The 21,278-nt window shown below is 65.9% G+C and carries 21 protein-coding genes and 1 pseudogene; 9 read left to right on the forward strand and 13 right to left on the reverse strand.

Annotated elements, in window-relative coordinates; all coding sequences use genetic code 11:
• Positions 1-69: 69 nt before the first annotated feature.
• Positions 70-846: a lytic polysaccharide monooxygenase gene (locus AB0M24_RS10390; RefSeq protein ID WP_363763846.1), complete on the reverse strand. Its 777-nt coding sequence runs from the start codon at positions 844-846 to the stop codon at positions 70-72.
• Between the two features lie 68 nt (positions 847-914).
• On the opposite strand from AB0M24_RS10390, the gene ilvA reads away from it, so the two are divergent.
• Positions 915-2,150 (forward strand): threonine ammonia-lyase IlvA, encoded by a 1,236-nt coding sequence (gene ilvA, locus AB0M24_RS10395; RefSeq protein WP_363763849.1) that lies wholly within the window; start codon positions 915-917, stop codon positions 2,148-2,150.
• A gap of 51 nt (positions 2,151-2,201) precedes the next feature.
• Here the strand turns inward: ilvA and AB0M24_RS10400 are convergent, their stop codons facing one another.
• Together AB0M24_RS10400 and AB0M24_RS10405 are read right to left on the reverse strand one after the other, a co-directional pair.
• Positions 2,202-2,843: a DUF4360 domain-containing protein gene (locus AB0M24_RS10400; RefSeq protein ID WP_363763851.1), complete on the reverse strand. Its 642-nt coding sequence runs from the start codon at positions 2,841-2,843 to the stop codon at positions 2,202-2,204.
• A gap of 57 nt (positions 2,844-2,900) precedes the next feature.
• On the reverse strand, positions 2,901-3,524 hold the full coding sequence (locus AB0M24_RS10405) for a DUF4360 domain-containing protein (protein ID WP_363764315.1): 624 nt from the start codon (positions 3,522-3,524) through the stop codon (positions 2,901-2,903).
• 308 nt (positions 3,525-3,832) lie between these two features.
• Between AB0M24_RS10405 and AB0M24_RS10410 the strand changes: the two genes are divergently transcribed.
• Both AB0M24_RS10410 and AB0M24_RS10415 read left to right on the forward strand, forming a co-directional pair.
• Positions 3,833-4,948 carry a DUF2341 domain-containing protein gene (locus AB0M24_RS10410; protein ID WP_363763854.1) on the forward strand — a complete coding sequence of 372 codons (1,116 nt, stop codon included), beginning with the start codon at positions 3,833-3,835 and terminating at the stop codon, positions 4,946-4,948.
• 141 nt (positions 4,949-5,089) lie between these two features.
• Entirely contained in the window at positions 5,090-5,335 is a 246-nt protein-coding gene (locus AB0M24_RS10415) for a mycoredoxin (protein WP_363763857.1), read from the forward strand.
• Between the two features lie 48 nt (positions 5,336-5,383).
• Here the strand turns inward: AB0M24_RS10415 and AB0M24_RS10420 are convergent, their stop codons facing one another.
• The 4 genes and pseudogenes from AB0M24_RS10420 to AB0M24_RS10435 all read right to left on the reverse strand — a co-directional run bounded on the left by AB0M24_RS10420 (position 5,384) and on the right by AB0M24_RS10435 (position 8,146).
• On the reverse strand, positions 5,384-6,460 hold the full coding sequence (locus AB0M24_RS10420; RefSeq protein ID WP_363763860.1) for a chitinase: 1,077 nt from the start codon (positions 6,458-6,460) through the stop codon (positions 5,384-5,386).
• A 128-nt stretch (positions 6,461-6,588) separates the two neighbouring features.
• Positions 6,589-7,275: a chitinase gene (locus tag AB0M24_RS10425; RefSeq protein ID WP_363763863.1), complete on the reverse strand. Its 687-nt coding sequence runs from the start codon at positions 7,273-7,275 to the stop codon at positions 6,589-6,591.
• A gap of 115 nt (positions 7,276-7,390) precedes the next feature.
• Positions 7,391-7,516: pseudogene (locus tag AB0M24_RS10430) on the reverse strand (glycoside hydrolase family 19 protein); the annotation flags it as partial.
• Positions 7,517-7,759: 243 nt separating this feature from the next.
• Complete coding sequence (locus tag AB0M24_RS10435; RefSeq protein ID WP_363763866.1) at positions 7,760-8,146, reverse strand: VOC family protein; 387 nt, start codon at positions 8,144-8,146, stop codon at positions 7,760-7,762.
• 57 nt (positions 8,147-8,203) lie between these two features.
• On the opposite strand from AB0M24_RS10435, the gene AB0M24_RS10440 reads away from it, so the two are divergent.
• Positions 8,204-8,638 carry a hypothetical protein gene (locus tag AB0M24_RS10440; RefSeq protein WP_363763869.1) on the forward strand — a complete coding sequence of 145 codons (435 nt, stop codon included), beginning with the start codon at positions 8,204-8,206 and terminating at the stop codon, positions 8,636-8,638.
• On the opposite strand, the gene AB0M24_RS10445 is transcribed toward AB0M24_RS10440, so the two are convergent.
• Complete coding sequence (locus AB0M24_RS10445; protein WP_363763872.1) at positions 8,635-9,894, reverse strand: BNR-4 repeat-containing protein; 1,260 nt, start codon at positions 9,892-9,894, stop codon at positions 8,635-8,637. The two genes, AB0M24_RS10440 and AB0M24_RS10445, sit on opposite strands and share 4 nt — an antisense overlap.
• A gap of 52 nt (positions 9,895-9,946) precedes the next feature.
• Between AB0M24_RS10445 and AB0M24_RS10450 the strand changes: the two genes are divergently transcribed.
• On the forward strand, positions 9,947-13,141 hold the full coding sequence (locus AB0M24_RS10450; protein ID WP_363763876.1) for a GH92 family glycosyl hydrolase: 3,195 nt from the start codon (positions 9,947-9,949) through the stop codon (positions 13,139-13,141).
• Here the strand turns inward: AB0M24_RS10450 and AB0M24_RS10455 are convergent.
• A complete protein-coding gene (locus AB0M24_RS10455) occupies positions 13,128-13,805 on the reverse strand; it encodes an alpha/beta hydrolase (RefSeq protein ID WP_363763879.1) in 678 nt (225 codons plus the stop codon). The two genes, AB0M24_RS10450 and AB0M24_RS10455, sit on opposite strands and share 14 nt — an antisense overlap.
• 321 nt (positions 13,806-14,126) lie before the next feature.
• Positions 14,127-15,257 (reverse strand): DUF222 domain-containing protein, encoded by a 1,131-nt coding sequence (locus tag AB0M24_RS10460; RefSeq protein WP_363763882.1) that lies wholly within the window; start codon positions 15,255-15,257, stop codon positions 14,127-14,129.
• A 148-nt stretch (positions 15,258-15,405) separates the two neighbouring features.
• Here AB0M24_RS10460 and AB0M24_RS10465 point away from each other — a divergent pair, with 148 nt between their 5' ends.
• Positions 15,406-16,299 (forward strand): phosphotransferase, encoded by an 894-nt coding sequence (locus tag AB0M24_RS10465; protein ID WP_363763885.1) that lies wholly within the window; start codon positions 15,406-15,408, stop codon positions 16,297-16,299.
• Here AB0M24_RS10465 and AB0M24_RS10470 read toward each other — a convergent pair.
• Positions 16,294-17,202, reverse strand: a complete 909-nt coding sequence (locus AB0M24_RS10470) for an RluA family pseudouridine synthase (RefSeq protein WP_363763888.1) — start codon at positions 17,200-17,202, stop codon at positions 16,294-16,296. The genes AB0M24_RS10465 and AB0M24_RS10470 overlap by 6 nt on opposite strands.
• 93 nt (positions 17,203-17,295) lie before the next feature.
• Between AB0M24_RS10470 and AB0M24_RS10475 the strand changes: the two genes are divergently transcribed.
• Positions 17,296-18,159 carry an EamA family transporter gene (locus AB0M24_RS10475; protein WP_363763891.1) on the forward strand — a complete coding sequence of 288 codons (864 nt, stop codon included), beginning with the start codon at positions 17,296-17,298 and terminating at the stop codon, positions 18,157-18,159.
• On the opposite strand, the gene AB0M24_RS10480 is transcribed toward AB0M24_RS10475, so the two are convergent.
• A complete protein-coding gene (locus AB0M24_RS10480; protein ID WP_363763894.1) occupies positions 18,062-18,949 on the reverse strand; it encodes a LysR substrate-binding domain-containing protein in 888 nt (295 codons plus the stop codon). The two genes, AB0M24_RS10475 and AB0M24_RS10480, sit on opposite strands and share 98 nt — an antisense overlap.
• Before the next feature lie 80 nt (positions 18,950-19,029).
• Here AB0M24_RS10480 and AB0M24_RS10485 point away from each other — a divergent pair, with 80 nt between their 5' ends.
• Entirely contained in the window at positions 19,030-19,632 is a 603-nt protein-coding gene (locus AB0M24_RS10485) for a hypothetical protein (protein WP_363763897.1), read from the forward strand.
• A gap of 65 nt (positions 19,633-19,697) precedes the next feature.
• A complete protein-coding gene (locus AB0M24_RS10490; protein ID WP_363763900.1) occupies positions 19,698-20,300 on the forward strand; it encodes a fibronectin type III domain-containing protein in 603 nt (200 codons plus the stop codon).
• A 178-nt stretch (positions 20,301-20,478) separates the two neighbouring features.
• Here AB0M24_RS10490 and AB0M24_RS10495 read toward each other — a convergent pair whose 3' ends face one another.
• A complete protein-coding gene (locus AB0M24_RS10495) occupies positions 20,479-21,123 on the reverse strand; it encodes a hypothetical protein (protein ID WP_363763903.1) in 645 nt (214 codons plus the stop codon).
• Between the last annotated feature and the right edge of the window lie 155 nt (positions 21,124-21,278).

The raw sequence follows: 21,278 nt of genomic DNA on the forward strand, positions 1-21,278 counted from the left end.
CACTGTCGCAGGGTTGCGCGCCCGAAGATCATCGTAGTAGTGGTCCAGACCTTTTAGGGACCGGGACGTTCACAGAATTCTTTTGCGCCACAACATGATCCCGCCCAGCACCGCCAGGCCACCCAGCGCCGCTACCACGGCGGACATGCCGAACCTCGTTGCGTCGGAAGGAGGTTGTTCGGCGCTCGACGCAACGGGAACGGGTCGAGGGGTGCTCGACTTCAGCGTCGTCCTGGGCGGTGCGGTTGTCGTCGTGACGGGTGCGGCGATCTCGACATCGGTGCACGAGTAGTAGGTGTCGGGCGTGTCCGTGTTCTGCCAGACGGTGTAGATGAGGTGCCGGCCGGTTCGTTGCGGCAACCGCACCTGGAACTCGTAGGAGCCGTTGACCAACGGGGGAGTGGGCACCGTCAGGAACTGCTCGAGATCCGTCCACCGCAGCGCGCGCGTCGGGTCGTAGCCCACCTTCGTGACGTAGAAGCGGAACGATCCCTGGTGCGGAATCGTCGCCCGGTAGGTGAAGGCGGTGCTCTTCAACGTCGTCACGGGCCACTCGGACGACGGCAGGTCGAGCCCGGCGTACTTCGCGAGCCCGGCGCTGCACAGTTTGCCGTCCGGAACCCGGGCCGCGTCGCGCCCGGCCACGTTCGGCAGCCGGATGTTGTCCCACTCCTTGGACGGCAGACCCGCCTGAATGGCCTTCCGGCATGGCGAGGATGATGCTGAGGGCTGACCTGGTGAGCACAGATAAGCCCTGCTCGCGGGGTCAGTGGGCGCGCCATGGGCGTGCGCGGGAACCGCGGAGAGCATCATGAGCAGCGTCAGAACGCCCACAAGGCGAAACACGAGCACCTCCCCTGTCTTTCTAGGGGTACGCGTGCCAGACCCGAGTCGTTCACGGAAGATGTATTGACATGTCCTTCGCTGATGAGGTGTCCGCGGCCGCAGCCCGGCTCGGGGGAGTCGCCCGCACCACGCCGCTCGAGGTGAACCAGCGGCTCTCCGAACGAACCGGCGCCCGCGTGTGGTTCAAGCGCGAGGACCTCCAGGTCGGCCGTTCCTACAAGCTGCGCGGCGCGTTCAACCTGCTCTGCCAGACGGAGTTCGCGTTCGGCGGCGCGGTCTGCGCGTCAGCGGGCAACCACGGCCAGGGCATGGCCTACGCGTGCCGCCGCCTCGGCATCGAGGGCCGCGTGCACGTCCCCCGCACCACCCCGCGCCAGAAACGCGACCGCATCGCCGCCCTGGGCCAGGGCATGGTGCAGCTGATCGTCGACGGCGACACGTACGACGACGCGGCCGCGCTGGCCAAGGAGTACGCCCAGACCACGGGCGCGACGCTCGTCCCGGCGTTCGACGACCGCCGCACGGTCGCGGGCCAGGGCACCGTCGGCCTGGAGATCGTGCAGCAGCTCGGCGGCGCGCCCGACGTGGTCGTCGTCCCGGTCGGCGGCGGTGGCCTGCTCTCCGGCGTCGGCACGTGGTTCAAGGAGCGCTTCCCGCGCACTCGCATCATCGGCGTCGAGCCGGCGGGCGCGGCGAGCATGATCGCGGCTGTTCAGGCCGGCCACCCGGTGACGCTGCCCGAGGTCGACTCGTTCGTCGACGGCGCCGCGGTGCGCAGGGCGGGCGACGTGACGTTCCCGATGGTGCGCGACAGCGGCGCCGAGCTGCTGACCGTGTCCGAGGGCGCGGTGTGCACGGAGATGCTGGAGCTGTACCAGATCGACGGCATCATCGCGGAGCCCGCCGGGGCGCTGGCGTCGGCCGCGCTGCTGGAGGAGATCTCGGTGGCGCCCGACTCGACGGTCGTCTGCCTGCTCTCCGGCGGCAACAACGACGTCTCGCGCTACGCCGAGATCGTCGAGCGCTCGATGGTCCACCGCGGCCTGAAGCACTACTTCCTGGTGGAGTTCCCGCAGGAGCCGGGCGCGCTGCGCCGGTTCCTCGACGAGGTGCTCGGCAAGGACGACGACATCGTGCTGTTCGAGTACATCAAGCGCGACAACCGGGAGACCGGGGCTGCGCTGGTGTGCATCGAGCTCGGCCGTCGCGAGGACTACGACCTGCTGTGGGGGCGGATGAAGGAGTCTCCGCTCAAGATCCAGCACGTGGCGCCGGGCACCACCGCGTACCGCTTCCTCATCTAGGGAGATGCCGGGCGCCCCTTCTCAGGACGCCCGGCACCGGGGTGAGAGTTGCTACGGCTTGGGCGGGCACTTCAACCACGAGAAGTGGTACGTGGTCTCGATGGACCCGTCGGTGGAGTCCATCGCGATGAAGCTGGTCTTCGTCTTGTCCGAAGTGCCCGCCATGACCCGCAGCTCCGTGTTGATGTTGAAGTTTCTCTTCTCACCGCACGGGTGGTAGACGATCGCGGCGACGTCCGTGGTGTCGGTCGCCTGCCAGTCGTCGCTGAACGGGCCCTTGTAGTTGTGCTGCTTGTACTCCGTCTGCGACATGCCCTGGAAGTAGTAGTTGGCCTTCTCCAGGGCCGTGGCGCCGCGTTCGAGGTGCGCGAAGCCGCGGTAGTCGGTGGACGCGATGCCGTAGGTGAAGCCGGACGGCACGTTGACGCGCAGGTTCAGCTGGCAGTTCTTGCGGAAGTCGGTCGGCAGCGCCTGCGGGCCGACCTGCGCCATGAACTCGCTGTACGTGACCGTGAACGCCTTGTTGTCCGGGCTGACGGCGACCGCTGCCGTTCCCGCCCGGCAGCCTGAGCCGTTGATCGTCACGACGTCGATGGTGATGATGTCCGGCGGCGGCGTGGTACCGGGGGCGCCGCCGGGCGGGATGATGATCGTCGACATCGCGAGCGCGGCCGCGGCCAGTGTGTTGAGCATGAGGCACCTTTCCGTCTGGGGATCAACAATGAACGGGCGGCGGCATTGGTGCCTGGATCAGCAGCGCTTCCAGGAGAACTGGTACTTGGTGCTCACGCTGCTGTCCGTGGAATCCATCGTCATGAAGCTGTTCGCCTTCGACGCGGTTCCGGCGTTCACACGCAGCTCGGTGTTGATGTTCAGGTGCCGGACTTCACCGCACGGCGCGTAGATGATTTCCGACACCGTGGCGCGGTCGGTCGCCTGCCAGTTGTCGGACTTCGGGCCGTAGAAGTTGTGGGTGCGGCTCGCGGTCTGCGACATGCCTTGGAAGTAGTAGTTTCCTTTTTCTGTGCCTGTGGCGCCCTGCTGTAGGTGGGCGAATCCGCGGTAGTCCGCCTGGGCGATGCCGAACGTGAAGCCCTGCGGGTAGCTCACTCTGATGTTGAGCTGGCAGTTCTTGCGGAAGTCGGTGGGGCCTGAGCCCTGTCCGGCCTGGGCGAGGTAATCGCTGTAGGTGACCGTGAACGAAGTGCGGTCATCGGCCGACGCGACTGCCGCGGTGCCGGCCGGGCAGCCGGAACCGTTCACGGTGACCACGTCGATCGTGACGAAATCGGGAACGTCGGGAACAGCTTGCGCTGCGGGCGCGGTGACCACCGCGGTCAGCACGAGGGCAGCAGCCAGCACCGTTTTCAGCATGGCCAGCCTTTCTTTCCAAAAGTTGGTACCGGCGGCGGAAATCAGACGATATCGGAAACCCTGTGTTGCGAAGGGCCGCCGAATGGGTGACTGAATTGTTCGGCAATACTTGTCGGAAAGCAGGACGAATTGCACGCCCGAACTTTTCGGTCGTGCGCGAACTATGCTCACCCACGGTGTGCGGAATTAACCTGACGATTGCCTGACGATCGCCCATCGCTAGGCCGTTCGAGTGACGCGGGGCTGACAGGCAACAAGGTTTCCAGTAAGAACCAGAGGTGTCCGCCGCCCCGGACAAAAGGGACCACATGCAGAAGACAGGGCGCACGCTCACCATCTCCGCCACACTGCTCGGCGCACTCCTGGTGCCGGTGGCGGTGTCAGAGGCCCAAGCGGGCTGGGCACATCAGCGCAAGATCACCATCGACACGACGGCCTCCGGTGCAAACGTTCCCGGTGACGTGAAGGGCTTCCCGGTGCCGGTGAAGCTGGACGCGTCTAACTTCGACTTCGGCCAGGCCAAACCCGGCGGCGCGGACATCAGGTTCGACGACGCCACGGGCGCGCCGCTGCCGTACGAGATCGAGAAGTGGGACGCGGCCGCCAAGCAAGCGGCGATCTGGGTGCGGACCGACGTGAAGGGCAACGCCACCCAGACCATGACCCTGAAGTGGGGCAACCCGGAGGCGTCGTCGGAGAGCGACGGCACCAAGGTGTTCCCGAAGGCCGACGGCTGGCTCACCGCGCACCACCTGGCGGAGAAGGGCGCGGCCAACGGCTACCGCGACTCGGCCGGCAACCTCAACGGCAAGGGTGTCAACATCACCGGCGACGCGACGGGTGCCGGCGTGGTCGGCAACGCGTTGTCGCTCAACCGCGCTCGCAGTGAGTACGTGCTGCTGCCGGGCAGCGAGACCAGCAGTCTGTTCAACCCGTTGCCGTCGAAGGGAACGTTCTCCGTCTGGTCCAACGCGAAGACGCACCCCGCCGCGTACATCGCGATGTTCTCCAAGGGGGAAAGCGGTTTCCGCATCCACTACTTCGGCGAGGGTGACCAGACCGAGCCGTGCATCGACGTAGCGAACTACGACTGGTGCCCGCTGCCGTCCGGCGCCTACACCAAGGTCAAGAACAACACCTGGTACCACTTCGTCTTCGTCATCGACAAGCCGAACGCCTACTACTACATCAACGGCAAGCTGGAGGTCGGCAAGACCGACACCAACGCGTGGAAGACCGCCGGCGCCGAGCCCGTGACGATCGGCAACAACGAGAAGACCGCGGGAAGCAACAGCCGCAAGCGCTCGTTCGACGGCCTGCTCGACGAGGCCCGGATCCTGTCCGTGCCGAAGGACAAGAACTGGGCGAAGCTCGACTTCGAGTCGCAGAAGCCGGGATCCAAGCTGCTCAAGCACAAGAAATGAGCTGTCGCACCCGGAGGTCGTGGAAGCACTTGCTCCCCAAGCAGTCGAACACAGTGATCTGAGTCATCCCGGGATGAAGCACTCCTCGTCGAGCGTTGATACTCATGACAATCTTTCGACCTCGATGAGGAGTGCGCCCTGATGGCTCCCGACCAGCTGACCGTCTACTCGACCTCGTGGTGCGGCTACTGCCGGATCCTGAAGAGCTCGCTCGACCGCGAGGGCATCGAGTACCGCGAGATCAACATCGAGGAGACACCCGGTGCGGCCGACTTCGTGATGGAGGTCAACGGCGGCAACCGCACGGTGCCGACCGTGCACTTCCCGAACGGCAAGGCGCTCACCAACCCGTCGCTGTCCCAGGTGAAGGAACAGCTCGCGGCCTGAGAACCACGGCTGGGAGGGCTGCTCGGGTGAGCAGCCCTCCCAGACGCTCTAGCAGTAGAGGTTCGCGCCGGCCGGAACGCCGAGAATGCCGACGAACCGGTTGTAGCTGTCCACGCGGCTCTGGACCTGCGCCGGGTTGCGCCCGTCGCATTCGAGGGAACCGTTGATGCTGCGGATGGTCTGGCCGAACCCGGCGCCGTTGACCATCGCGTTGTGCCCGGTCATGGTGCCCGGCCCGGTCTGCGTGTTCCAGTACCAGAGCCCTGTCTTCCACGCGATCGCGGCGTCGCTCGCCACCCTGCCGGGGTTGTTCAGCAGGTCGTTGCCCATGCCGAGAGCCTGACCGGCCGAGTAGTAGTTGAAGTTCCACGACAGCTGGATCGGGCCGCGGCCGTAGTAGCCGTACGTCCCGGCGGGGCAGCCGTAGGGCTTGCTCTCATCGCAGAGGTCGTTGTTCTTGTTGATCTCCTCGATGTACACGAGGCCGCCGGTCTCGTGCGAGACGTTCGCGAGGAACGCCGCCGCTTCCTGCTTCTTCACGGTGTCGCTGCCGGTGGTCGCGAACGCGGGGAAGGCGCTCATGGCCGTGACGAGACCGCTGTAGCTGTAGAAGCTGTTGCGCGACGGGAACATCTGGTTGAACTGGGCTTCGCTGACGACGAAGCTGCCGCCGCCGCCACCTCCGCCACCACCGCCGTTGCAGTTGTACGGATCCCAGTACCAGGTGGAAACCGTGGGGCTGTAACCGGGATTGTCGTGCTCGGCGATGTAGAAGTTGCCTTCGAACCGGACGATGGCGCCGGTGACGTACCACTGTCCCTGCACCCAGTCGGTGTACGTGCAGGTGCCGCCACCTCCACCGCCGCCGCCGTCACAGTTGTACGGATCCCAGTACCACGTGGAAACCGTGGGGCTGTAACCAGGATTGTCGTGCTCGGCGATGTAGTACGCGTTCTCGAACTTCACGATCGAGCCGGTGGTGTACCACTGGCCCTGCACCCAGTTGGTGTAGGTGCACGATTGCGCCGACACCTCGGCCTGCGAGGCGGCGGTCGGCGTGATGACGGCTAACGCGGCTGCCATCACGCCTGCCGCGAGGGAAGCGATGATGCGTTTTCTCAGCAAGGTTCATCCACTCCTGGAGTCTGCGCGCCCGGAGGAATCACGGATGTGAACAGTGCTGAGGTTGGCACCAATGGTCCAGACCAGTCAAGGGGTCTAGACCTTTTCTGTCCGGCTGTTCGACCCAACTGCTAGCAGTACAGGTTGCCGCCCGGCGTGACACCGATGATTCCGGTGAACTGGCGGTACTTCGACACGCGGCTCTCGACCTGGCCGGGGTTGCGGCCGTTGCACTCCAGCGATCCGTTGATGGCCCAGATCGTCTGGCCGAAGCCGCGCGAGTTGACCATGGCGTTGTGCGCGGTCATCGTGCCGGGGCCGTTCTGCGTCATCCAGTACCAGAGCGCGGTGCGCCACGCGATGGTCGCGTTGGAGGACACCAGGTTCGGGTTGCCGAGCAGGTTCTGCCCGATGTAGTCGCCGGCCGCCTTGTAGTTGAAGTTCCACGACAGCTGGATCGGGCCGCGACCGTAGTACTGCCTCGTTCCGGCCGGGCAGCCGTACGGCTTGGTCTCGTCGCAGTAGTCGCCGTTCTGGTTGATCTCCTTGATGTACACGAGCCCGCCGGTCTCGTGCGAGAAGTTCGCCATGGCCGCCGCGAACTCCTGCTTCTTCACCGTGTCACTGCCCTGGTTCGCGAACTGGAACGAGCTCATCGCGGACTTCAGGCCTGCGTAGGTGTAGAAGGCGTTCCTGTTGGGGAACATTCGGTTGAACTGCGCTTCTGTGACGATGAACGGCGCCGCCGTCGCCGGCTGAACGAGCGTGAAGACGCCGATCAGCGCGACGATCAGGGCGGCGGCGCGTGTTCCGAACATGCGGACCAACTCCTCGGAGCCTCTGCGCGCCCACTGTGTGTTACCGCTCTCACCGTGGCAGGCAAGGCACTCCGAGCACAAGAGGTGGTCTATACCTTTTGTGTATGTGAACTCATCAGCAGCTGAGGTTGTTGCCCGCGGAGACTCCGAAGACGCCGACGAACTGCTGGTACTCGGCCACGCGGTTGGCGACCTGGGCGGGCGCGCCGCCGTTGCACTCGATGGATCCGTTGATGCTGCGGGTGACCCGCGTAGGTGTAGAAGCTGTTGCGCGACGGGAACATCTGGTTGAACTGCGCCTGCGTCAGCACGAACTGCGCGGCCGACGCCGGCCGGACGAACGTGAGCACGCCCAGCAGGGCGACGACCAGTGCCACGAGACGGTTTCTCGTCATGACGACCAACTCCTCAGAGCTTCAGCGCGCCCACGTTGCGTTGCATAGGGCACCAAAGCAGTCGAGGAACCGGTCGGGGTACTTTTGGTCTATTGCGCTCCCGAGCCGTACGGCCTGGTGATGATCTCCAGCGCGTGGCCGTCCGGGTCGTCCCAGTAGACGCCGCGGCCGCCGTCGTTGTGGTTGATCTGCTTGTGCTTGCTGTGGAACGGGTCCGCCCAGTAGTCGAGTCCGCGTTCCTGGATCCGGCCGAAGATCTCGTCGAACTCGTCCTCGGTCACGAGGAACGCGTAGTGCTGGTCGGTGATCGGGCCCCGGCTGGTCATGTAGTCGAGCGAGACGCCGTTCGCGACCTCGACGACGAGGAACGGGCCGAAGCGGACCGGCTCCGGCAGACCGAGGATCTCGGTGAGGAAGCGGGCCGAGCGCTCCTGGTCGGTGACGTGGACGATGGTGTGGTTGAGCTGTACAGGCATACCTCCTGCCTACTCCGGTGTCAGGGAGTTGTCAGCGCGAACGGCGACGATCGGTCCATGAAGAGAGCGATCATCGCCGCCGCGTTCGTGCTGCTCGGTTTCGTGTCCCCTGGTGTCGCCAACGCCGAGACGCCGCCGGGGTGCGCCAGCGCCGGGCAGATCGGGTCGACCGCCTACATCAAGTGGCGGGGCGACAACATCGCGTCGGTGAAGCAGTTCGCCGGCTGCGGGTACAACTGGGCCTACGTCTACGTGTGGGAGAGCTTCCGGGCCACCGGCCGCTACTGGGGCACGCAGACCGCGATCGGCATCTACAGCAGTGCGACCGACAGGACGCCGAACTCGCACAAGGGTGGTAACAGCGACCAGTTCGCTCCCGTCGAGCTGTGGAGCAAGAAGACCGCCACCACCACCCAGTGCACCGCCGCTTACGGCATGGTCAGCGTCCAGCAGGACGACAACTACACCGCTTACACCAACGTGCGCTGCTAACCCCTGATGCTGAACACCGGCCACTTGCCCGTGTGGTTGGTCTTGCGGGTCTCGTAGTCGATGGTGTTCGCGACCAGGTCGCTCGGCCGGTTCTCCACGAAGTTCGCGTAGAACGTCGTGTCGGCGCCGGCCGAGTACGGCACCGCCAGGTCGTGCTTGGTGGTCGCGCTTCCACCGGGCGTCCACGACTTGACCAGCAGCCGCTTCTTGTCCGCGCTGGCGTAGGAGAAGTCGACGCCGTTGCCGGTCGAGACGAGGTCCTTGAACAACGACGTCGAGGTGTCGACAGTCGTGGAGGTCCACGCGTTGTCGGCGAACCGCGAGAGCACGATCTTGGCGCTCGTCTTGGTGTGCACGCCGTAGCCCAGCACGAGCGAACCGTCGTTCAACGGCACGGTCACCGGGTTCTCCTCCGGAAGGTCCTTGCCTGCCGGGAGGTCGAGCGGGTTCGTGGTGACAACTCGAGTTTTGTCGAGGTCCGCGGCGTCGACGGTGTTGCCGAGCGTGGCGCCGCCGACCGTGAACATCGTGCCCGAGGCGGTGTCGAAGTACGCGACGTAGATGTTCTTGCCACCGCCGTTGTGGCCCTTGGGTCCGCCGTGCATCGACCAGGTGAGGTAGACGCGGCCGTTGCGCTGCGTCACGCCGAACGCGTACACCTCGGCGTACTTGTCGGCGGTGCGGCCCGAGTCGATGAGCATCTTCGGCGCGGACCACGTCTTGCCGTTGTCCGTCGACTTGATCATCTTGTACGTGCGGTACGGGTGCGACAGATCCGTGTTGTGGCTGTAGAACAGGTGGATCGTGTTGCCGGTGACGACCGGCTCGGGGTAGGTGTTCTTGTCGGTGGAGATCGTCTTCGCGGTCCACGTGCCGGTGATCGAACGTGGCGTGGGCGCTGTGTAGAACTGCATCGAGGACGTGTGCGTGGCGCGAAAGACCGCGAGCCTGCCGTCGCCGAGCTGCGTGAGCACCGGGTAGTCGTGGTAGGCGTTGTCGTGGCTGAGGTTCAGCGTGGCGACCTTGACCGCCGCCGACCACGTGTTCGCGGCGTGGTCGAACGCCTTCACGTAGATGTCGTGCTTGGTGCCGGAGTACGTCACGAACGTCTTGTTGACCGTCGCGTCGTACACGCCCGCCCCGTTGGTGCGCAGGCATCCGTAGACGCTCGTGGTCGTCACGGTGTCCAGGGCTGCGGCCTGGGCTGGTTGAGCGAATGCGACGAGAAGCAGCAGCGCTGCGGCTAGTGCGCGCATCGCCGACCTCCGTTGGGTGTCGGGGCGGCGACGATCAGACAATACTGCCTCCATGCGGATACTGGTTGTAACCGGGCTGTTACTGGGTCTAACAGTTCCTGTGCACACCGCTCAGGCGGACGAAGACCCCTCGTCGCTGGTCAATCCCTTCGTCGGTACGCAGAACTTCGGCAACACCTTCCCCGGCGCGTCGGTGCCGTTCGGGATGGTGCAGGTCAGCCCTGACACGGGAGGTCAGGGCGGGTACGACTACAAGGCCACCTCCATCTACGGCTTCTCGCAGACACATCTGTCGGGTGTGGGCTGCGGCGTCATGGGCGAGCTGCCGGTGATGCCGACGGTCGGGTCCGTCGACAACGTTGACATCAACGCCTACAAGTCGGCTTTCAGCCATTCGGACGAGACCGCGCAGCCCGGCTACTACCGCGTCGGGCTGTCCCGCTACGGGGTGAACGCCGAGCTCAGCTCCACTCAGCGGACCGGGTGGCAGCGCTACACGTTCCCGTCTTCCGGGGCGGCCAACGTCCTGTTCAACACCGGGCGTTCGAACCAGACGGTGCTCGACTCGGAGATCCACGTCGTCGGCGACAGGACCATCGAGGGCCGGGTGCGCAACGGCCGGTTCTGCGCGGGCAAGGACGAGCACACCGTGTACTTCACGGCTTCCTTCGACCGGCCGTTCGCGTCGTTCGGCGCGTGGCGGGGGAGCGTTCCCACGGCTGGTGTGCGGGATGCTGCCGGAACTGGTGGCAACGGCGCGTGGGTCACGTTCGACGCGACCGCTGACCGCGATGTCGTGCTGAAGGTCGGCCTGTCGTACACGGGGCTGGAAGGCGCGCGCAAGAACCTCGCGGCGGAGGCTCCCGCGTTCGACTTCGACGCCACGGTGGCGGCTGCTCGTGGCGTGTGGCGGTCACAGCTCGATGCTGTGCGCGTGTCCGGTGGTACGCGAGATCGGCAGGTCGCCTTCTACACCGCGCTGTACCACTCGGTGTTGCACCCGAACCTCGCCGGTGACGTCGACGGCAAGTACATGGGGTTCGACGGTCGTGTGCGTACGGCCTCGGGCTACACGCCGTACCAGAACTTCTCGTTGTGGGACACGTACAGACCACAGAACCAGCTCCTGCAGATGCTGGAACCACGCGTCGCTCGTGACGTCGCACTGTCCGTTGTGGCCAGTGGTCGTGATGGCGGATGGTTGCCGCGCTGGGCTTTGGCGTCGTCCGAGACCAACATCATGACCGGTGACCCGGTGACGCCGTTCCTGGTCGAAGCGTGGTCGAAGGGGTTGCTCAAGGGGTACGAGGAGGAGGCGTATCAGTTGTTGCGCACCAACGCCTTGTCGTTGCCGCCTGCGTCGTCGCCTTACAACGGACGTTCTGGCGTCTCGTACTACTCGGATCGCGGCTACATCCCGTCCGGTCTGAAGCTGGGCACGGACTGCGCGCACAAGGGCGGCGACAACGACTGCGTGCACCCGGCATCCGCGTCTTTGGAGTACTCGGCGGCTGATGCTTCCTTGGCGTTGATGGCTCGCGGTCTCGGGCATCGCTCGGACGCGCGGCTGTTCGCTGATCGTGGTCAGTGGTACCGGAACCTCTGGGATTCTTCTGTCGGCCAGTTCCGGCCGCGCACGGTGGCCGGCACCTGGTTGACGCCGTACAACCCCGTGGACGCGTCGCACCAGTTCCACGAGGGTGGCGCCTACCAGTACCAGTGGCTGGTCCCGCAGGATCCGGCCGGTCTGGTGTCGCTGATGGGTGGTCGTCGTGAGTCCGAGAAGCGGCTGGACTCCTTCTTCGCCTACGAGAAGCTCCTGGTCGACCCGGCGGGCACCGTTCGGCAGGACTGGATCACGCAGCCGTACGACTACTACGGCAAGCCCACCTACAACCCGAACAACGAGCCGGATCTGCTGGCGCCGTACATGTACCTGTGGACGGGCACGCCGTGGAAGGCCGCGACGGTCGTGCGTGCGGCGATGACGTTGTTCACCACCGGCCCGGACGGCATGACCGGCAACGACGACCTGGGCACGATGTCCGCCTGGTACGTCTTCTCGTCGCTGGGCATGTACCCGACGTTCAGCGGCGGGGACTTCCTGGCGCTGTCCTCACCGCAGTTCCCGTCCGCGACTGTCCGAATCGGACAGTACGGCTCGCAGGGCGGGTCGCTGGTGATCACGGCGCCGGGTGTCTCGGATTCGGTCCGGTACGTCGAGTCGGCGTCGCTGAACGGGCGTGACGTCCGCAAGACGTGGCTCGGCTGGAACTCCCTGGCGCGCGGCGGGAAGCTCGCGTACTCGGTGTCGTCTCGGCCTTCGTCGTGGGGCACCGGGCGTTCGGACGAGCCGCCGTCGGTGAACGACGGCAACGTGGACTCGCGGCGTGCTCTGTCGGCGTCGTTGCGGAACACGTCGATCGTGATGCCGACGTCGGATTCCGCGCAGTCGCTGACGTTGCAGCTCGACGTGCTGGCGCAGTCGCCTTCTGCTGTTTCGGTGCGGCCGTCGGTCACGGCGCCCGCGGGGTGGAAGGTCGATGGCGGGCGGCCGTTCGTGATCGTGTCGCGGGGTCAGCCGACGCAGAAGACAGTGCCGTTGACGGTGTCACTGCCTGCGGGTGTCGCGGCCGGCTCGTATGAGGTTTCCGTGGTCGTCGATTCGGTCACGGTGAAGGCTGTGATCTCGGTGAAGCCGGCGGCGGTGTGCGCGGCGTCGTCGTGCTCGGTGGACGTGAGTCTGGAACGCAACCACGACGGCACGGCGACCGTGGCTGACTCTTCTTCCGGTGACTTCGACGGCGGTGGCTGGAGCTACGACGCGGCGCTGTTGCCTGCCGCCGGTCCGGTGACGTGGGGCGGGATCACGTATTCCGCGCCTGACCCTTCCGGGACTGCCGCGAACTTCGTCGAGGCTCGGGGGCAGGGGTTGTTGTTGCCTCCTGGTCAGTTCTCGTGGCTGCACGTTGTCAGTGCGTCGCACAACGGGCCTGTGTCGGCTGCTTTCACCGTTTGGTACACCGACGGCACCTCCTCCGAGGTCGCTGCCTCGGTGCCGGACTGGGCCGGTGGCGGACCGGCGGTGCTGGAGATGCCGCACCGGATCAAGGCCGGTCAGGGTGTCGACGGGCCGCCGGTGCGGTTGTTCGGTCAGTCGTTGCGGCTGGACGGTTCGAAGACCGTTCGTTCGGTGACGTTGCCGGATGATCCGCGGGTGGAGTTGTACGCGCTCACGCTCGCCTGAGGATGATGTCGGCGATCTCCTGTGCGCGCGGGATGTGCGGGCAGTGGTCGCCGTCGATCACCGTTGGTTCTGTGCCGAGTCGCTCCTGGGCGGCTCGGCACATCCATTCCGGGCGGATCACGCGGTCCTGCCTGGGCACGATCACGGTGTGCCCTGGCAGGTCGTGGTGCTGGTGGCGTTGGTTGAACGTTGCTTGCGGCTGGAAGAGTCTGAGGGTGGTGAGGGCGAACTTCAGCTGTTCCAGGTCGCAGTCGTGGAAGAGGAAGTACGCACTGACCGCTTGTTCGGTCAGCAGGTCGGCGCCGGACCACTGGAACCACTCCGGCGGGAACATGTCCTCGCCGTGGTCCGCCAGTTCTTCCATCATGCTCATCGTGCCGGTCAGGTCCGGGATCAGGGCGCCGATCCAGACGATGTGGTTGGCGTTGAGCTTGGTTGCGGTTGCTGGGGCCAGTAGACCGGCGCCGGAGTGGGCGATGATCGTGGGGGTTTCGGTGTTCGGGAACTGGCGGTGGACTTCGGTCGCGTAGTCCTCGGCTTGCCAGTCCTCGGTTGAGGTGAGGTCTGCGGCGAAGGTTTGGTGGCCGTGCTGGTGCAGGATTGTCTGCAGCGGGTGCCAGCAGGCTGGGGTTTGGCTGGTGCCGTGGAGCATCACGAAGTCCATCTGGTCAGCATGCCTTGTGGTTGCGTTGGGTGGTCGGGTTCCTGTTTCAGGGCACGGCTTCGCCGAGCCAGCACATGCCCTCCTTCGTCGGGCGTGTGCTGGACCGAGTTTCTGTGGTCGCCCTGCGTGGGTGGTTGCGGGGCGTGGGCCAGTTGCGTGCGATGTCCGCCGGTTGCGTGGGTGGTTGCTGGGTGCGGGTTGCGATGTCGAGATTTCCGTTGGGGGATCTCGGTTTGCGCGCAACCCAGATGGGGGTGGGCCGACTTCGTCGGCGGACGGCCTCCAGAAAGGCGGGAGGGTCGCCGTGCACCTGACCTGGCCCTAGAACGGTGGCAGATCACCCAAGACCGGTTCCGGTTCGCGGGTGTACGTTTTTCCGGCCGGGCTGACGAAGGTGAACCTCCCTGGAGTCTTCTGGGCTACTTCCCAGGTTGAGCGGTGTTTCACGCGGTGGTGGTAGCGGCAGAACGCGCCCAGGTTCGCTTCGGAGGTCGGGCCCTTCGGGAACGGGATCGTGTGGTCCAGGTCCGATTCGTGTGAGGGGCGCATGCAGCCGGGGAAGCGGCAGGTCCGGTCGCGGGTCCAGATGAACCTGCGCAGTGCGGCGGGTGGGCGGTAGGTGCTGGTGCCGAATTCCAGTGGTGCGCCGGAGGTCGGGTCGGTGAGCAGACGGCGCCAGGTCGCGTCGGCGGCCAGCTCGCGGGCCAGATCGGCTGAGATCGGGCCGTACCCGGCGAGTTCGCCGGGCTGTTCGGACAGGCCCATCAGCGCGGCGGCGGAGATGGTCACGTAGACCTCGGTTTTGACCGCGCTGGCGCCGTCGCGGGTCGCGAGGATCAGGTCGGCGACCACGTCGGCGCGGATCTGGTCCAGCGTGCGCGGGTCCTTCGGGTTTCGGACGGCGCGGGCGATGGTGTCGACGCGCTCGAAGCACTTGTGGGCCATGCCGGCCGGGAGGTAGGCGAACAGGCGGGCCATGTCGTCTTCCAGCTTGTCGATACCCGTGCAACGCTCCGCCTTGCGGCGCTCCGCCCGGTCCTTGTGGCCCTCGGGGTCGACGCGCATCACGACGCGGTTGGTGAGCTGGCGCATCTGCGCGCCGGTCTGGTTCGGGGCCTTCACCAGCACGCGCGCTTCGACCTCGGCCGCGTGATCCGCGGACAGAGGCATGGTCTTGTCGTGCAGCACGCGCGCTTTGTAGAAGTCGATCTCGCCCTTCTCCAGGGCGTCGACCGTTTGTGGCAGCCGCGTCACCATCTCCAGCGCCGTGATGATCTGGTCGCTGGCCCAGCGGGTCGTCCAGTGCATCGCGGCGGCGATTTCGGCCTCGAAGAACTCATCGCCCTCGCAGGTAATGGCGTGGTCGGCGAGGACGTGCAGAAACTGCGCCTGATGATAGGCGATCTGTTTCTGGTGATAGGTGAGAGCATCGATGGCTTCGACTGCTTCCATGCCCCCAATTCTATTCGAGATCATTTCCGAAAAAGACCAAAAGGTGTCGCCCGATCAAGTGAATCGGCAGGTCAAACCCCAAACCATATGCGCCGTGTGCGTCTTTTCTCTCTCGACGCAAAGTGCGAATTGGGCCAGGATGGGTGAGGTGAGGAAACTGGAGAGCAGTCAGCGGTCCAACGTGTGGCTGGACGGAGAGCGGATCGTCAAGCAGGTGATCGGCGACCGGAAGGCGTTCGACCGGGAGATCGCCGCGCTGCGACTGGCCGAGCACACGGGCATGGTTCCGCGCGTCCTCGACGTCGACGAGGACAACCTGACGGTGGTGCTGGAACGGCTCCCGTCGGATCCGCCCAAAGATGACTGGGTGATCGACTACGCCCGCGGTCTGGCCAAGCTGCACATGGCGACCGGGCCCGAGCACGCAGGGCTTCTTCCACGTCAGCTGATTCCGGACCCGGAGCCGTTTCTGAGGTTCGTCAGGGCGATGGGTGTGGAGATCGGCAACGCGGAACGGGAACTCGTCTTCGAGGACACCGGCAGGTTCGACCTGCTGCACGGCGACCCGTGTCCGGGGAACGACATGTACACCGAGCGGGGCGCGCGGTTCGTGGATCTCGAAGGCGCGGCGCTGGGTGATGGGCTCACAGAGCTCGTGTACCTGCGCATGGGGTTTCCGACGTGCGCGACCGTTTCGGAGACGCCGCGGGAGCTGCGGGAAGCGGCGGAGCAGGCCTACTTCGAGGAGCGCGGGTGGAAAGCCGAGCTCGGGGACGCGTGCGTGCGGTGGCTGGTGCAGGGGGATGCGTTGGTGCAGCGGGCCGAACGGGACGGCACGGATCACCTGAAGCGCGTGGTCGACGAGGACTGGTTCTGGTACAGCACGACCGCGCGCGGCCGGCTCATGTTCCGGGCGCGAGTGGTGGCGACGTTGACCGAGACGCATCCGGAGATGAGTGCGTTGGCGCAACGGTTGCACGAGAAGATGACCAGAACGTGGGAGTCGCAGCCCATCGACCAGCGGCGCACGCACGTGTCATGACCAGGCGGACAACGACAACCGTGAGGTGAACGAGCGGTCGACGCCCGACACGGGATCCACAAAGGACAGAGTGCGGGCGAGCAGCTGCAACGGTGACGAGAAGTCGTCGAGCGGGCGTTCCCGCAGGACCGGGTAGAAGTCGTCGTTGACGATCGGGACGCCGAGACCGGACATGTGCAGGCGCAGCTGGTGGGTGCGGCCGGTCAAGGGTTTCAAGGCGTAGCGGCCCAACGAGTCTCGACGCTCCACAAGGGACACGTGGGTCTCGGCGTTCGGAGGACCGTCCTCCTCGAACGCGGTGATGATGCCGCGCTCCTTGATGATCCGCGAGCGCACGGTGAGAGGCAGCTCCAGCGACGGTGAATAGGGTGCGATCGCCTCGTATTCCTTGGACACCAAGCGGTCGCGGAACATCGTCTGGTACTTGCCGCGCAGCTCGCGGCGCACGACGAACAGCACGAGGCCCGCCGTGACGCGGTCGAGGCGGTGCGCGGGGGAGAGGTCGGGCAGGCCCAGTGAGTCACGGAGCTTGACCAGCGCGGTCTGCATGATGTGCTGACCGCGCGGGATCGTGGCCAGGAAGTGCGGTTTGTCGGCCACCACGATGTCGTCGTCCTGGTAGACCACGCCCACCTCGAACGGCACGGGCACCTCGACGGGCAGGTCGCGGTGGAACCAGATGTAGCTGTCCGGCACGAACGGCGTGTCGATGCCCAACGGGCCGGAGACGCCCCAGATCCGTTCCTCCCGCAGCATCTCCTCGATCCGCGACGGCTCGACGCGCGGCAGGCGTTCGACCAGGTGGTCGCGCAGCAGCAGCCACGAGCCGGTCGGGGGCAGCTTGAGGCGCGCGGCATCGAGGCCGTTGCGCTGGGGGAGCGGGGAGGAGGGTTTGCGTCTCATTGCACGGACCAGTCTAAAGGTTCGGAAAAACCGAACGATATCGCTCGGAAACATTCGCTGTACTGAAGTGATCGGAAGAACGAGGCTGAGGACATGGCAGTCTTCCTGGTCCTCGGTTCGGTCGTCTCACTGCAGTTCGGCGCGGCCTTCGCGAGTCAGCTCTTCGGGCAGATCGGCGCGCCCGGCGCCACGGCGCTGCGCCTCGGCATCGCGGCGATCATGCTGGCGGTCGTCGTGAAACCGAAGTTCCGCCAGGAGACCGTCGTGCTCGGCATGACCATGGCCGGCATGAACGGCACGTTCTACCTGGCGCTCGACCGGATTCCGCTCGGTGTGGCCGTGACGATCGAGTTCCTCGGGCCGCTGGGGCTCGCGGCGATCCTGAGCAGGCGCGCCAGGGACTTCGTGTGGGTCGGGCTCGCGCTGGCCGGCGTGCTCGTCCTGGGCGTGCGCGAGTACACGGGCGCGCACCTCGACATGATCGGCGTCGTGCTCGCGCTGTTCGCGGCGGTGTTCTGGGCCTGCTATGTGCTGGCCGGGAAGAAGCTGGCGACCGCGGGACTCGGCACGGGTGGGCTCGCGGGGGCGAGCTTGATCGCGGCGGCGCTCACGTTGCCGTACGGGCTGTCGACGGCTGGAACGGCGTTGTTCGAGCCCAAGATGCTGCTGCTGGGTACGTTGGTGGCGCTGTTGGCGTCCGCGATCCCGTACACGCTGGAGATCAAGGCGCTGAAGACGCTGCAGGCCAACACGTTCGGCGTCGTGCTGGCGTTGGAACCGGCTGCCGCCGCACTCGCCGGCGCGGTGTTGCTCGGCCAGCACTTGAGCGTGATCTCGTTGTGCGCCATCGCGTTGGTGATCACCGCGGGGGTCGGAGCGGCGCTACAGAAAGCGCCAAAGCCTCGCGAAAAGCGTGCACAGCAGGATGCTGACCTCGTCCTGCCCGTGCCGCAGTGAACAACAGCCGTGACTGAGGCACCGGCAGGTCGTGCAGGTCGACGGTGACCTCGCGGTCGTACCAGACCAGATCGGGCAGAAGTGCGACCGCGAGACCCCGTTCCACGAACCGCAGCTTGACGAGCACGTCGATCGAGGCGAACCGCACGTCCGGCTCGAAACCCTGGTGACGGCACCAGTTCGTGTTGAAGGTCCGCTGCGGCATGCCGACGGTTTCCATGATCCACGGGAAAGTCGCCGCCTCGGCGATCGGCAGTCCACTCGGGACGGCCAGCCGGATCGGGTCACGGCACAGTTCCCGGTACTCCAGACCGGGAAAACGAGGCTCCGGCTGGTCCGGCCACTCCTCCAGGAACACGAGGTCGAAGTCGCGCGCGTTCAAGCCTGAGAGCGCTTCCGCGGGGTCGAGGACCTGGAACTCGATCCGAAGTGACGGATGCTCATCTCTCATGCGCGCCAACGTCGCCGGGATCAACGCGAGCGCCGCGGTCTGGAACGTCGCGACCCGCAACGTTCCGGTGATCTCGTGCAGCGACGCGGCGACCTCGGACTCCGCCTGCTCCAGCCTGGTCAGCACCTCTTCGGTGTGCCGCACCAGGATTTCGGCCTGAGGAGTGAGCTTCACTCGTCTTCCGACCGGCTCCAGCAACGGCACGCCGACCTCGGTCTCCAGCAACGACAGCTGCTGCGACACCGACGACGGGCTGTAGTTCAGCGCCTGGGCGACCGCCGCGAGCGTTCCTCGTTGGGAAAGTTCGCGAAGCAGCCGAAGACGATGGAGGTCGAACATCAGATCATTATCGGCTAAGCTTTAGATACCGCCCCCTGAGAAAACGTGCTGTCTTCAGCACGTCTTGAGGAGGTATCGGTATGTCCAAACGACTCCGCACCGTCGCGGGGATCGCAGCGGCAGCCGCACTGCTCGTGGCGGGCTCCCCCGCACAGGCGCAGGTGGAAACCGGGCCGTGGACCAGCGAGTCGCCGTCGTTCAGCGTTCAGCAACGCGGCTGCGGCACGGTCAGCGGACTGGAGTTCCGGCTCACCTGTTCCACCGCGAGCGGTGACCAGCGTGCCGAGCGCCGGTACGCCACGTACACCGGCGGCACGCGTCAGTTCGAAGGGAGCTTCCGGATCACGAGTCTCGGCGGCACCCGCGTCAGTCTCAAGCAGACGTTCCGGGACGGCTCGAACGCCGGACCGTTCTTCATGCTCGCCGTGGAACGCGGCGGCAGGCTCTACGCCGTGCACGGGGGCGACACCATCGCCACCGGCGCGACGGTGGGTACGACGGTGCGCGTGAACACCGTGCACAACGTGGGCAACGAACACCGCACGTACATCAACGGATCGCGCAAGCACACCTACGCGAGCTCGGGTTCGCAGTTCTACGACAAGTTCGGCGCGTACCGGACCGCGAGCGGTCAGGGCCCGGCGACGGTCGTGTGGAGCAACATCCGGTTCTGGCGCAAGTGATCAAGCGCTTTCCCTTGGTACTCCTGCTGTTCTTGGCTGCCTGTGGCCAAGAACAGCAGGACCCCGTGCTGACGTCCGAGCTGACCTCGCCGACCGACGTGACGCTGCACTGGCGTCCGGAGGCGGGAGCGGCCGGGCAGGTCGTCGAGTACGCGAACGCTGCCGACGGCGAGTACGTGGTGCTGGAGTTCGCCTCACCGGAGAAGAACTCGTTCAAGCATCCCGACCTCATCCCGGAAACCCAGTTCTACTACCGGGTCCGGCCGTACACGGGGCCCGCGTCGGCCACTGTGGACGTCGCGCTGCCTCCGGGTGACGAGGTGCCGGAGATCGAGGGACCGGACTGGACGGCGCCGCGCAAGGACGGCAAGGGCACGCAGCCGGTGTCGTCGGCCGAGGCGGCGGCGGGGAACCTGAAGGCGGAGGTCAAGCACGCCAACGGGATCCTGTTCACCTGGGAGGACCGCGCGTCCGGCGAGGACGGGTACCTCGTCGAGGTCAAGCCGGCCGGTGCCGCTGACTACCGGGTCGCCGTGCAGCTCGACCCGGACACGACCTCGTACGGGGTGATCACGCTCCCAGACGAGAAAACCGCGACCTATCGGGTGCGGGCTTTCCGGTTCGGAGCGGCGTCGAACCTGACACATCAGAAGACGGGGAAGGCCTGAACGCCTGTCTGCCACTCCACGCGCTCGCGGCCGCGAACAAGGCCGCGAGCGCGTAGGGCCACGTCGTTCTCTCCGTGACGGCGAGGCCTAAGTTGATCAAGGCCAGCAGGCCGAAAGTGCTGCTCAGCAGCCACCAGGTGAGGTTGTCAGCGCGTGCGTCGGCGGTCATGCGGGTGGGCTACCCGTTTTCAGTCGCCTTCACACCTTCTTCTTCCTCTTTTTTCTCGCCGCGGCGGCGCATGAACCCGAAACCGGGGATGCCGAGGATCGCCTGGCGCATGTCGCTCGTGACTTCCAGCAGCTGGTGGACCTCGGGACCGACCCGGTCGAGCGTCGCGAGGATCGGCAGGATGTCGTTGGTGAGGTGCTCCGTCAGCACCGGCAGCTCGTCGACCAGCTTGATCGCGGCCTCGACCTCGTGCGGGGAGAGCTCCTCCACGAACCGCTTCGCGAGCGGCTGGGCCTGCTTGGCGATCGGCTCGTAGATGCCGATCAGCTCGTTGGCCGTGTGCGCGGTGTGGCCGGCCGTCGTGACGACGTGCGCGGCCCGTTCCGCGACGTCACCCGCGCTCGCCGTGATAGCGCGGACCTCGTCGACGGCCTTCTCTGCATCACCGACGACATGAGCGGTGCGCTCGACCAGCGAGTCGGCTTTCTTCACGATGTCGTCGATCGCGTCGACCGTGCCGCTGACCTTGCGGACGAGCTGCTCGACCTCGCCGATCAGGCTCAGCACGCGGCCGGGGACCGCGGCAACGGTCACGGTTGTGTCTACGGCCATGTTGAGCGCCTGCTTCGCCAGTCCCATGCCGGGGATCTCCATGCGTCCACTCTGCCCTATGCGTTGATCGGTTCGGGGGAGCGCCATTCGGTTTTCAAAACTGTCAGACCCCGTCATTACATTCACTGATGTCTGCCAGCTGGCTGACCGGGCGATCCGGGAACCGTGCACCGTCCGAAGTTGTCATAGCCGGGGGT

Source organism: Lentzea sp. NPDC051838, from assembly GCF_040681245.1.
Classification (GTDB): domain Bacteria; phylum Actinomycetota; class Actinomycetes; order Mycobacteriales; family Pseudonocardiaceae; genus Lentzea.